The 12,019-nt window shown below is 34.3% G+C and carries 9 protein-coding genes; 6 read left to right on the top strand and 3 right to left on the bottom strand.

Annotated features, from left to right (window positions below; translation table 11 throughout):
• The first annotated feature begins 28 nt into the window (after positions 1-28).
• Both ACYQ1E_RS12730 and ACYQ1E_RS12725 read left to right on the top strand, forming a co-directional pair.
• Positions 29-1,255: an LL-diaminopimelate aminotransferase gene (locus ACYQ1E_RS12730; protein WP_459880033.1), complete on the top strand. Its 1,227-nt coding sequence runs from the start codon at positions 29-31 to the stop codon at positions 1,253-1,255.
• Between the two features lie 38 nt (positions 1,256-1,293).
• A complete protein-coding gene (locus ACYQ1E_RS12725; protein WP_459880031.1) occupies positions 1,294-1,518 on the top strand; it encodes a DUF2905 domain-containing protein in 225 nt (74 codons plus the stop codon).
• Between the two features lie 177 nt (positions 1,519-1,695).
• Here ACYQ1E_RS12725 and ACYQ1E_RS12720 read toward each other — a convergent pair whose 3' ends face one another.
• Positions 1,696-2,070, bottom strand: a complete 375-nt coding sequence (locus tag ACYQ1E_RS12720) for a hypothetical protein (RefSeq protein ID WP_459880028.1) — start codon at positions 2,068-2,070, stop codon at positions 1,696-1,698.
• Between the two features lie 1,043 nt (positions 2,071-3,113).
• On the opposite strand from ACYQ1E_RS12720, the gene ACYQ1E_RS12715 reads away from it, so the two are divergent.
• The gene (locus ACYQ1E_RS12715) at positions 3,114-4,760 is read left to right on the top strand and encodes a fatty acid--CoA ligase (RefSeq protein ID WP_459880025.1); all 1,647 of its coding nucleotides are present in this window, start codon (positions 3,114-3,116) and stop codon (positions 4,758-4,760) included.
• 26 nt (positions 4,761-4,786) lie between these two features.
• Here ACYQ1E_RS12715 and proC read toward each other — a convergent pair whose 3' ends face one another.
• A complete protein-coding gene (gene proC, locus ACYQ1E_RS12710) occupies positions 4,787-5,581 on the bottom strand; it encodes a pyrroline-5-carboxylate reductase (RefSeq protein ID WP_459880022.1) in 795 nt (264 codons plus the stop codon).
• Between the two features lie 3 nt (positions 5,582-5,584).
• Positions 5,585-6,001, bottom strand: a complete 417-nt coding sequence (gene ndk, locus ACYQ1E_RS12705) for a nucleoside-diphosphate kinase (RefSeq protein ID WP_459880019.1) — start codon at positions 5,999-6,001, stop codon at positions 5,585-5,587.
• Positions 6,002-6,248: 247 nt separating this feature from the next.
• On the opposite strand from ndk, the gene yedF reads away from it, so the two are divergent.
• The 3 genes from yedF (at position 6,249) to ACYQ1E_RS12690 (ending at position 11,980) form a co-directional block, all read left to right on the top strand.
• Positions 6,249-6,878, top strand: a complete 630-nt coding sequence (gene yedF, locus ACYQ1E_RS12700) for a sulfurtransferase-like selenium metabolism protein YedF (protein WP_459880016.1) — start codon at positions 6,249-6,251, stop codon at positions 6,876-6,878.
• Positions 6,879-7,631: a pseudouridine synthase gene (locus ACYQ1E_RS12695; RefSeq protein WP_459880013.1), complete on the top strand. Its 753-nt coding sequence runs from the start codon at positions 6,879-6,881 to the stop codon at positions 7,629-7,631.
• 185 nt (positions 7,632-7,816) lie between these two features.
• The gene (locus ACYQ1E_RS12690; RefSeq protein ID WP_459880011.1) at positions 7,817-11,980 is read left to right on the top strand and encodes a PKD domain-containing protein; all 4,164 of its coding nucleotides are present in this window, start codon (positions 7,817-7,819) and stop codon (positions 11,978-11,980) included.
• Positions 11,981-12,019: the final 39 nt, after the last annotated feature.

Genomic DNA, 12,019 nt, shown 5'->3' with positions numbered 1-12,019 from the left:
AAAACAGAAAACCAAGGAGTCATCTCTCATGGCATTTGTGAATGAAAATTTTCTAAAACTTCAAAAATCTTATTTGTTTGTTGAAATTGCAAAGAGGGTAGAGAAATTTCAAAAGGAAAATCCAGACATAGAGATCATAAAAATGGGCATTGGTGATGTTACTTTGCCTCTTCCTCAGGTTTGCATAGATGCTATGAAAAAGGCTGTTGAAGAGCTGGGTGATCCCGCTACTTTTAGAGGATATGGCCCTGAACAGGGATATGAATTTTTGCGTGAGAAAATAGCCAGATATGATTTTAATAACAGAGGGATTGATATTTCTAAGGATGAGATATTTGTAAGTGATGGTGCAAAATGCGATACTGGAAATTTTCAAGAACTCTTTTCAAATGATGCTAAGGTGGCTATTCCTGACCCTGTGTATCCAGTGTATTTAGATACAAATGTTATGGCTGGAAGGTCTGGTGATTTAATAGATGGTCGTTATAGTAATATAAAATATTTAGATTGCACTTATGAGAACAATTTTATTCCTGATCTTCCAGATGAAAAGGTGGATCTTATATATTTATGCTTTCCAAATAACCCCACTGGAGCTACCATTACAAAGGAACATTTAAAAAAATGGATTGACTATGCAAGGGAAAATAAAGCCATTATTTTGTATGATGCAGCCTATGAAGCCTTTATAACTGATCCCAATATCCCTCATTCTATTTATGAAGTTGAAGGAGCAAAGGAAGTTGCAGTGGAATTCAGGAGCTTTTCAAAGACAGCTGGTTTTACTGGTGTTAGATGTGCATATACTGTTGTCCCAAAAGAGTGTTTTGGTTACACAAAGGATGGAGAAAAAATAAGTGTCCACGACCTCTGGCTAAGACGTCAATCAACTAAGTTTAATGGCGTGTCCTATATAGTTCAAAGGGGAGCAGAGGCTATTTATTCAGAAGAAGGTAAAAACCAGGTAAAAGAACTTGTAGATTACTACCTAGAAAATGCAAAGATCATAAAATCAGCTATGAAAGAGGCTGATTTTATTTGTGTTGGAGGGGATAATTCTCCTTATGTATGGGTTAAAGCAGACATGAGTTCGTGGGATCTTTTTGATTTAATTTTGAAAAAATGTGGAGTTGTATGCACCCCAGGTTCAGGCTTTGGAAGATGTGGTGAAGGATATATTAGGCTTAGTGCTTTTAATTTTAAGGAAAATGTAGAAAAGGCCATGGAGAGAATTAAAAATGCAAAATTAAAATAATAGGACGATTCTACCAAACAGAGCTTGAGGTATAGAATATGAATGAGATTGGAAAATTGCTTATCCAGATTGGTATATTTCTCATAATAATTGGCATAATAGTAATGATTTTTCCAAAGATTCCTACCTCAAAATTTCCTTTGGGAAGACTTCCAGGTGACATTTATATAGATAAGCCAGGATTTAAATTCTATTTTCCCTGGGTAAGTTGCCTTCTTGCTAGCATAATCTTAAGTTTTATATTTTATCTATTCAGGAAATAGACAAAAATTTTAGATATATTTTAAGGGCACCTCGCTACTAGGAGGTGTCTTACTACTATGCTTTTCTCTTTAAAAACGTGAAAAAAATTTACGTTTTTTAGAGGAGCTTAAATCATTGCAAGTTCTTGAGTTATGATGGTTAAGCCTTGATGGATGAGGAGATAGGACTTTTCAATATTAATTAAATGGTTGTGATGCACTATGTTCTAAGTCCTTTTTAAAACACCTTGAAATTATAGGGTTTTTAAAAAAGTCGTTAGCACAAATTGGAGCCCAAAGCCACTTCCAGCCAAATTTAGTAACCGCATAAAATGATTTACCTTTTGCCTTTTTGACAATCTTTCTAGAGATTAATTTTTTCAATTCATAGCGAATTTGAGAGGAATTTCGGAAGTAGTTGGATAGAGCATTCTTAAGTTCAGAAGTTTTAAATCCAAAAGAGGAGTATTTGGTTTTAAGCAATTCTTTGATGAGAGCAAGTTGTCTATCTTTTCTGAGGTCAGGAGCAAGGACCTTATGGTTAAGGTGGTCAAGAACAGGTTTTGAAAACATGTTCGGTTCAATCTCACATAATGAGGAGAGATCAACGTCAGCACAACAATTGAGGAATTTGTTATTGGCATCAAGATCTTTCCATAAATAGGCGAAGATAGAGAACAGGTTTTTTAAGCCCCAGCGATTTAGGGTTGTTAATGGTGGTTCCTGCCCGCCAGTGCCTCGACAATATGTGGTATTTAACTAGAGAAGGCAGGGTATAGCAAGTTTGTAGTTTTAATGAAAGGGTATCAAGGCGATTGGCAGGCGGGTCGGTCCTAATGAGATAGCCAGTTTTGTTGTATTGTTTGACAGAATTACCTCTAAACCAGTGTTTAATGCAGCGAGTAGTTATTGTCACTTTTAATCCTCGAACACAGGGAAAGAAGCTTCACACATTTAGGATCAAGCTGGAAAAAGTGCGCCAGGCGCTTCTAAAATTTCGATACATAGCTATCCCCTTCATTTTTATTTCAGTTAATTGGTATAATTTTAAACATTATCACAGCAAAATTAAGTTTGTTACGCCTGAACAGAGACACTTAAGGCTTGGATATTGAGATTTTAGCCAAGCGTAAAAATGTATACAAAAACGCCCCTTCTAAACATCCAGAACAGTGGTCTGGAAACATTCGGAATTGGGATTCTATTTAAAGTGTTAATCTCATTCCAGGAACTAAACAACATCTTATTAAAAAGGTTGCTTGATGGAAAAAAATAAAATAACTTTTGGTGACATCTTTACTGACATTCAGGGATCCTATGTCTGTATATTTTTGTAAGAGATAGCTTACAATCACTGCATTTTTATAATAAAGACATGCCAGTCCAATGGAAAGAACTGTTCTATATCCACATCGGTCTATAAAACAATCAGGGATAGTGTGTTTAACCTTACATGATTGGATTTAGATTATACTTGCAATTTAATCAAAAGAGAATTCTGTATGTAAATAAAATTTTAGTTAATTGAGTTTTGGATTGCTAAAAGATTTTTATTTAGTTATATTTTAGTTGATTTGCTTTGTTGACCTTTTAAAAACTTTTCTTAGGAGGTTTGTATGGGCGTAAAAAAGATTCCTAGGACGCCATCAGCTTATTCTTTCCCTCTTTTAATAAAAAATCTTCTAAAATTTCCCCTGACATATAACCCAGATCAGGAGATAGTGTACAGGGACAAGTTTAGATATACCTATAGAGATTTTGTAAAAAGGGTCCATAAACTCGCCAATATGTTAAAATCTCTGGGCGTTAAAGAGGGGGATGTAGTTGGTGTAATGGATTGGGATAGCCACAGATTTTTAGAATGTTTTTTTGCTGTACCAATGATGGGTGCTGTGCTCCATACCATAAACATAAGACTTTCACCTGAGCAGCTCCTCTATACAATAAATCATGCAGAGGATGACGTAATTTTGGTAAATTCAGATTTTATTCCTTTGCTTGAAAAAGTTAAGGACCAAATAAAAACAGTGAAAAAATTTATTCTCTTAACTGATGAGAAAGAAATTCCCTCTACGTCTCTAGATCTTGAGGGGGAGTATGAAGATCTTATTAAAAATCAGAGTGAAGAATATGATTTTCCTGAATTTGACGAAGATACCATGGCAACCACTTTTTACACAACTGGAACCACTGGATTGCCAAAAGGGGTTTATTATAGTCACAGACAAATAGTATTACACACTTACGGACTCATATCTATATTATGTACTACAGGATATGGTTTTAAAATTGATAATAGTGACGTGTATATGCCTCTTACTCCTATGTTTCACGTCCATGCCTGGGGCATGCCATATATGTTTACCTGGATTTGTGCAAAGCAGGTCTATCCAGGTCGATATGAGCCTGAAATGATTTTAAAATTAGTCCTTCAAGAAAAGGTTACCTTTTCTCACTGTGTACCAACTATACTCCACATGTTGGTTACATCTCCAGTTATCAAGCAGATAAATCTTTCCAACTGGAAAGTAGTTATTGGTGGTTCTGCTCTACCCCAGGGACTTTGTAAAGAGGCCTTAAAGTATAATATCAACACAGTCACCGCCTATGGAATGTCTGAAACTTGTCCCGTGCTCACAGCAGCTCTCTTAAAGCCACACATGGTTGATTGGGACATAGAAAAACAAGTTCCAATTAGGTGCAAAACTGGGATTCCTATCCCCAATGTATTGTTAGAAGTAGTCGATCCGATGGGAAATCCCCTACCCCATGACGGGAAATCCACAGGAGAGGTGGTAGTAAGGGCGCCCTGGTTAACTCAAGGCTATTTAAAAAATCCTGAAAAGAGCGAACAGTTGTGGCAAGGTGGCTGGCTACATACTGGAGATATTGGATATATTGATGAACAAGGATATTTAAAAATTACAGATAGATTAAAGGATGTAATTAAAACAGGTGGCGAGTGGATATCTTCACTGGAATTAGAGGATATTTTAAGTCAACACGAGGCAGTTAGTGAAGCTGCTGTGATTGGTGTTCCAGATGAAAAGTGGGGAGAGAGACCTCTGGCACTAGTTGTATTACATGAAGAATTTAAGGGAAAGGTTAGTGAAGATGAACTAAAAGAACATTTTAAAAAATATGTAGCTGACGGCACTATTCCAAAATATGGAATCCCCGATAAGATAGAAATTGTAAATCAAATTCCAAAGACAAGTGTTGGAAAGATAAATAAAAAAGAAATAAGAAAGATGTATCAATAAAACTGAGGGGGCTAACTATGCCCCCATTATTCACCTAATTCTTTTGATCTTTTGCATGCCTGATGAAGTGCATCTATTATTGCGCCCCTAACTGCCATTCTGTCAAAGTGGTTCAGGGCAGCTATAGTAGTGCCTGCTGGAGATGTGACCATCTCTCTCAACCCTGCCAGACTCTTGTCTAACTCTTCTATCATTTTTGTGGTGCCGCTAAGCAGTCCTTTGACCATCTCAATTGATATCTGTCTTTGAAAACCCAATGATACCCCTGCCTCTACAAGTGCTTCTAAAAAATAAATAATATACGCAGGCCCTGAACCTATGAGGGCAGTGTATGCATCTATGTAATCTTCCTCGATTTCAAAACACTTACCCAATACATTGAAAAGCTCAATTACTTTTGCATGAATGAACTCATCTATCTCTTCTTGAAAACATATTGCAAACATTCCTTTGCCCACCAAGGCTGGAGTATTTGGCATAATACGGACGACCTTGGCCCTGCCACCACACCATTTTTTTATTTTTTTTATCTTAATCCCAGCACAGATAGACATTAGGATATGAGAATCTAAAAACAGATCTTCATATTTTTTTAGAAGAGCTTTTACTTGAGTGGGCTTAACAGCTAAAAGGATGTAGCTGGATTTTTGAATCAACTCTGGAATATCCTTGGCCTTTTCTACCTTTAGCTCCCTACAAATTTTGTTTAACTTTTGTTCATCTACATCATAGCCAATAAGTGAGATGTCTTTTAAAGTACTCCACCCTTTTAAAATTGCCCCTCCCATATTGCCTGTGCCAATAACTCCGATTGTGTCCATTAATTATAATACCTCCAGTTTATTGAAAAAATAGGCTATTTCTTTTACAGCATTTTCTTGACTATCAGATCCATGAACTGAATTTTTTTCAACATCCAAACCAAATTGTTTTCTGATTGTGCCTTCTTTTGCTTCTTTTGGATTTGTTGCCCCCATAAGTTCTCTATATCTTTTTATAGCGTCTTCTCCTTCTAAAACAGCTACAACTATTGGACCTGAACTCATATAATTTGTGAGACTGTCAAAAAAAGGCTTTTCTTTGTGAACTTCATAAAAACCTTCAGCCTGTTTTTTGTTTAGGTGGAGCATTTTCAAGGCCTTGATTTTTAAACCTGCTCCCTCAATCATCTGTAAAATCTTTCCTATCAGATTTCTCTCAACAGCATCAGGTTTAATAATACACAGGGTCTGTTCAACCATATCTTCCTCCTATTGTTATAGATTATCTGTATATAAATCAGAAAAATTTTTATAACTTATCCATTTCAATGTCAAATTCTTAATTCTAAACATGGTAATTTGGAAACTAACATATTTTTATTTTATTTGATAATAGATTATTGCTTTTTTTATTTGAAAAAATAATTTTAACACCTTCATTTCTTATTCTATAACAGGTTTTGGTCCTTACGAAATATCACAAAAACTTAATAGAAGGGAGGAGGTAATGAGAAAATTAAATTGTTTTGGACTCGCATGTCCAGGACCTGTTTTAAAATGTAAAGAAGTCATTGAATCTGAGAACCCTGAACGTTTAGAAGTCCTGGTTGATAATATAGCAGCAAAGGAAAATGTATCTCGTTTTTTAAAGTCAAGATCATATTCCGTTGAAATTAAAGAAGGAAAAGAAGGATTTAGACTTGTTGCAAAATTATCCCATGGAGTTATAGGGGATGGTGTAATAAAAGAGAAGGACCTCTCTCACTATTCTTGTGAAATTACACCCCCTAATGAAATACAAGATAAACAGCTGGTATTTATTACTTCAGATGTAATAGGTCATGGAAATGATATATTGGGTAAAAAACTTATGTTGAATTTTATAAAGACCTTACCTGAAATGGGTAAATCTTTATGGAGGATTATTCTACTTAACGGCGGGGTAAAACTTGCAACAGAGGATGGAGAAATATTAGAGGCCCTAACGGCACTGGAAAAATCTGGTGTGTCTATTTTAGTTTGCGGCACTTGTCTTGATTTTTTTAAACTTTTGGACAAAAAAAAGATTGGAGAGACAACTAATATGTTAGACGTGATAACAAGCCTACAGATGGCATCAAAGGTGATTAAGATTTAAATGGCAGAAAAAATTAGATTAAATCGCTTTCTAGCCCGTGCTGGTGTGTGTTCCAGGAGACAGGCAGATGAATTAATCAAAAAGGGATGTGTTAAGGTAAATGGGATTATTGTAACAAGGTTGGGCACAAAGGTTGATATTAATGATGAAGTTGTTGTAAATGGAAAAAAGATATCAATAAAGGCCTTTAAAAATAAAAAATTTACATACATAGCCTTATATAAACCAATTAAAGTTGTAACCACCCTGTCTGATCCCCAAAAAAGGAGGACAGTTTTAGATATATTGCCTGAAAACTTGCGTAAGCTGGGACTGGTGCCTATTGGAAGGCTGGACTATTTTTCAGAAGGGCTTTTAATTTTAAGCAATGATGGGGATTTTGTTTATAAGATGACCCACCCAAAATTTCACCTAAAAAAGGTGTATGTAGTTAAAATTAAGGGGGTTGTTCAAAAGACACATCTAAAAATTATGAAGAATGGGATGGAGCTAAAGGATCTTAAATATAAACTAGCGCCAGTAAATGTCCAAATTTTAAAAAAAATAGATCCCACTCATTTTATTCTAAAATTTGAGCTAATGCAGGGGATAAATCGTCAGATAAGAAGGATGTGTCATGCCCTTGGATGGAAAGTTTTGAAATTAAAAAGGATCATGCATGGCCCTGTGAAATTAGGAGGATTAAGACCTGGGGAATTTAGGTATTTAAGTGAAAAAGAAATTAAAAAGTGTATAGAACTTTTTAAAAAATAAACAGAAAAAAATTCTATAAGTACCTCTTATAAAAAATTCTTATAAAAAATAAAGCTTTAAAATCAAATTATTTCTCACCGAGAATTGCTAAACTTTGATCAAATAACTTGACAAAAATATTATTTGTTTGGCAAAAAAATTAACATCTTTAAAATAACTTATTCTAAGGAGGATTTATGATGAGTATGTCAAAATTTAGAAAATTTGGTATTTTTTTGGGTATCTTCTTTTTTATGTTATTCTTATATGGATGTAGCGGAGGGGGTGGAAGTGATGAAACATCTCCAACACCCACTAAAAATTATGGGAGTTCATCGTTGAGTGGGGTAATAACAGATTCATCAACAAGAAGTGTTAGGGGAAACGGTAATGGGGTTCAAGGTACAGTTAGTTTAATTGTGGATTTGGACGGAGATGGGACATATAACTCTACTGAGGACAAGACCTATAATGGAGTCATTCAAAATAATGCTTTTTCCTTTACAAATGTTATTGTAAAGGAAAAGGGCATTACAAATGCCAAACTTACTATAAAAAAAGATGGTTGTGCTCCTTATGAAAAAATTGTTGAACTAGAAGCGGGAGGATCTCTTCAAGTGAAGGCACAGGTTAATCCTGTAGAAAAGGTTACAGTAAATATACCTAGAAAAAGAGACGGTGGTTATATAATCTTTGGTATAAAAAAAGAAGCTGATGGGAGCCAAAAGGCTTTTGCAAAAAGAGCTACGAGAGCTGTATCTATAAATGGAACTGAGGCACAAGTAGCAGTTCCAATAAACAATATACCCGAAGAAGTAGAAAAAATAACTGCTTCTTTAAAACTTTTTAATAGTGGAAACAAAAATGATCTCAAACAATTTCCTGGAGAATTCAAAGGAACAGGATATCCTTTAACTAAGGCGGATACAGATGTAGTTCAACTTAAGTCTATTGCTTTTCTTTACGCAGAATTTTCAGATCAAAATGGAAGTAAAGTAAATTTTGTAAAACAAGAGGAAAAAAGAGATGGCACTTGCTCTAACCTGGAAGTAACTTTGAATGTACCAAATAGTCAAATTGATGATCTCATAGATGATGTACCTAATAATGGACAATATGACGTTCCCATATGGAGATACAACCCAAATACTGGCATATGGGAATACATAACAGAGGGTCAGTTATTTTATCAAAATGGAACCTCAGTTAAAAATAATGCTACTCTTAGTACAAAAGAAAGCTATTATGTAATAGGGTGCCTTCCTCCAGGATGGACTTATTGTAACCTTGACTATGGAGTATGGTTAGGGGAACAGCCAAAACAGGTTACTGTTTGTATTAAGGCCGTTGACCAAAACAATGATCCCGTACCAGGTGTATGGATAGAAGCTAGGGGACAGAGTGACGCAGGCAATACATTTGTAGATAGTTCTACAGACAATAATGGAAATGCAAAATTAAAAATCTCTATACCAGGAAATGTTAATGAAATTAATGCTATTGAAGACAACTATAACTTTTACTGGTACTATTCTGCATATGGGTGGACAGAAAATAAAATAGATCTATCTAATCTCCAAGGAGACGAAACTTCTGGATGTGATTATTATCTAAATATACAGATTAATAATCCCTTTAATGCAAAATTAAAAGTCTCAATTAAAGATTCCTCAAACAATCCATTGGCAAATAAATGGATAACAGTCTATGATGAGAATTATTATTATAAGTCAAAACAAACTGGCTCCAATGGAGAAGCAATCTTTAATGTAAAATCATATACTCAATATTATATATCAACTATAGGACAAAACAAACGGGCCATGGTAAATAATAACAGAGATTATGATGAAGTGGAAGATAACGGAAATTTAGCATCTGTAGAATTTCAGAAATTATCCAATGTAGCACCTAAAGTTTCTATATATTTATCTCCATCATGGCCAGTAAAAGCTGGTACATCTGTTACAGCCTACATATATAGCTGGGATTCAGACCAGGATAATTTAACTCTTCAATCTGCAAAACTAGTCGATATGGATTTAAAGGATAAATGTACACCAGTATATTCATATGAGGGTTATGCTCAGTGGAAATGTATCATCGATACCACAGATTTAGATGCTGGAGATTGGACTTTTACAACTAAAATTTCTGATGGAAAAGCAACCTCAACTAAGTCAGCTTCACTGACAATTTCAGAGAACAGACCTCCTCAAATTTATGGAATAAACATTCAAGATAAAAATCAAAATTATATTTATGATTGGACAAATCTAAAAACTAACACAGAATATACTTTTATAGCATATGCATGGGATCCAGACGGAGATTCCTTAAATTATAGTTGGAAATATGAGAGTGCTACAAAAGTAGCCGGCAATTCTTCGGAGAAAAATACCCATGCCTTTACTAGTGAGGGGAATTATACAGTCACTGTTACTGTATGTGACTATAATGAAAACCCAAAATGTAGCACTTATAGCATCAATGTACATGTTGGAAATACTCCACCCAAAATTTACGCAGCAGGAACAACCACTGTAAATCCTGAATTAGGTGGAGAAATAAATGTTTTTGCTATAGCAGAAGATCCTGATGGAACATTAAATACCAACAGCTTTACTTGGGAAATTGATGGACAACCTGTTGATCCCCAAAATCCATCTTACTCAGACAAATCTTACAGTGCTACATTAACTCTTCCTTTCTCCCAACCAAATACTGGATATTTTCTTGTTAGCCTGACAGTAACTGATGCTGATGGGAAAACTACTACTGAGGACTTCAAAGTTTTGGTAGGTAGCCCTTCAAATGTAACAGATGCTATGGCTCTGTTTATTCGAAAACCAACTGAGCAAAATTATGATAACCTTTTAGATTTGATAAACAACCTGCCAGAATCAAAAGAAAATCATCTCTGGAAAGCTACTGCCACTTTAATGATGTTATATAGAGATAATCAAACCTTTTTTAACAATATAGGCATTAATCTTAATTCAGATATTAATGACATAAAAATAGAAGATGTAATCTATAAATTTCTTAAGTTGGCGTCTTATGACCAGAATTTAAAAACTGTTTTAGATGACATAATAAATAAATTAGACTCTGTTATTTCAGATTTAACTCAGGCAGAAGGAATAAATACAAGTATTACTCTTAACACATTTGATACAATCTATTTTGATAATCTGGATGTAAAAATTATGGAATTTCTTGTCAAAATGACTAAAGCTGTTTGTTTATATCTTCAGACAGTTGATTTTAATAATATAACAGATTGGACAATAGATGGAACAGATATTAGGGAGATGATTAAAAATGGAAGTGAAATTACTACTGAACAGTTTATGGAAATTCTAAATAAAAATACAAAGCTGCTAACTTATGTAAATAAATCAAAGTTAACGGAATTTAAAGAAGCTATATCAAATGCCGTTGATAGTTATAAAGATGTTATTGAAATCTTGAAGGGATTGACACAACAGGAGCTAAAAGAAAGGTACCAAAATGCATTTAACCTTGATACTGATGAACAAGAAAAGTTAGCTGAAGCACTGAATAAATCTTTTGATTCTTTCATATCTGCTATGGAAAACTCTAATGAAGACTTAGTGATTTTTGACGAAAAAGATGTCAAAACACAGGTTATTGATGGAGGAGACGGTTATTACTATCCACAAAATGTTTATGACATTTATTTGTATTATTACAAACCTCTTGATAATGATATCACAGTGTATAATCTAATAAATGGAAATATATCTCCAAGAGATATTCTGGTTAAAGCACAGCAGGCAGGAGAAGAATATTCACCTTATATCTTGGACACTAATCAAGGAACAAATGGATCTGAACTATTTGCTAAAAATGTAGTTGAGACAGACTGGTCTCATCCTATAAAGACATATTCAGTATCAATAGCATCGATTTCAGTAGAAGATAATTCGTTCAGCGACTGGGATAGTGTAGATAGTTTTTATACAAATGGTAACTTAGATATTAAGATAGCAAGAAGCAATGACAATCAATACTTTTATGTTTACGTATCCGGTCCTGATGGATTTGGTGAACGGTTTTCTACCTATTTTTTCAAGGCTTTTCCATACGAGTTTTCCAAATATTTTGGACTAAGTATTAATTACTATAATGGAAGTATCGATGCTCATTACTACAATGAATCAACATTTGAAGATATAAATCCATCTGATATTCATTTTGATAATAATAAGGTAGAAGTGAAATTTCCAAAATTAAATGAACTACTTGAAAAAGGAGGTATAAATGGCTTTTATATAGACCAGCCTTCAGGTTTTCATCAGGAATCAATAAAACTACTTCCTGAAATAGAAATCACAAATCCATAACAATTTGATTAAGGAGGGCTCTCTGAGCCCTCCTTAATT

This window comes from Desulfothermus naphthae, from assembly GCF_054657475.1.
The sequence above is the reverse complement of the archived record's forward strand: the minus strand, read 5'-3'. Positions and strand labels throughout refer to the sequence as shown.

What these genes read in the sequence shown, in the direction of transcription:
- ACYQ1E_RS12730 (WP_459880033.1), top strand. Translation starts at nt 29, where the DNA reads ATGGCATTTGTGAATGAAAATTTTCTAAAACTTCAAAAATCTTATTTG.
- ACYQ1E_RS12725 (WP_459880031.1), top strand. Translation starts at nt 1,294, where the DNA reads ATGAATGAGATTGGAAAATTGCTTATCCAGATTGGTATATTTCTCATA.
- ACYQ1E_RS12720 (WP_459880028.1), bottom strand. Translation starts at nt 2,070, where the DNA reads ATGTTTTCAAAACCTGTTCTTGACCACCTTAACCATAAGGTCCTTGCT.
- ACYQ1E_RS12715 (WP_459880025.1), top strand. Translation starts at nt 3,114, where the DNA reads ATGGGCGTAAAAAAGATTCCTAGGACGCCATCAGCTTATTCTTTCCCT.
- proC (WP_459880022.1), bottom strand. Translation starts at nt 5,581, where the DNA reads ATGGACACAATCGGAGTTATTGGCACAGGCAATATGGGAGGGGCAATT.
- ndk (WP_459880019.1), bottom strand. Translation starts at nt 6,001, where the DNA reads ATGGTTGAACAGACCCTGTGTATTATTAAACCTGATGCTGTTGAGAGA.
- yedF (WP_459880016.1), top strand. Translation starts at nt 6,249, where the DNA reads ATGAGAAAATTAAATTGTTTTGGACTCGCATGTCCAGGACCTGTTTTA.
- ACYQ1E_RS12695 (WP_459880013.1), top strand. Translation starts at nt 6,879, where the DNA reads ATGGCAGAAAAAATTAGATTAAATCGCTTTCTAGCCCGTGCTGGTGTG.
- ACYQ1E_RS12690 (WP_459880011.1), top strand. Translation starts at nt 7,817, where the DNA reads ATGTCAAAATTTAGAAAATTTGGTATTTTTTTGGGTATCTTCTTTTTT.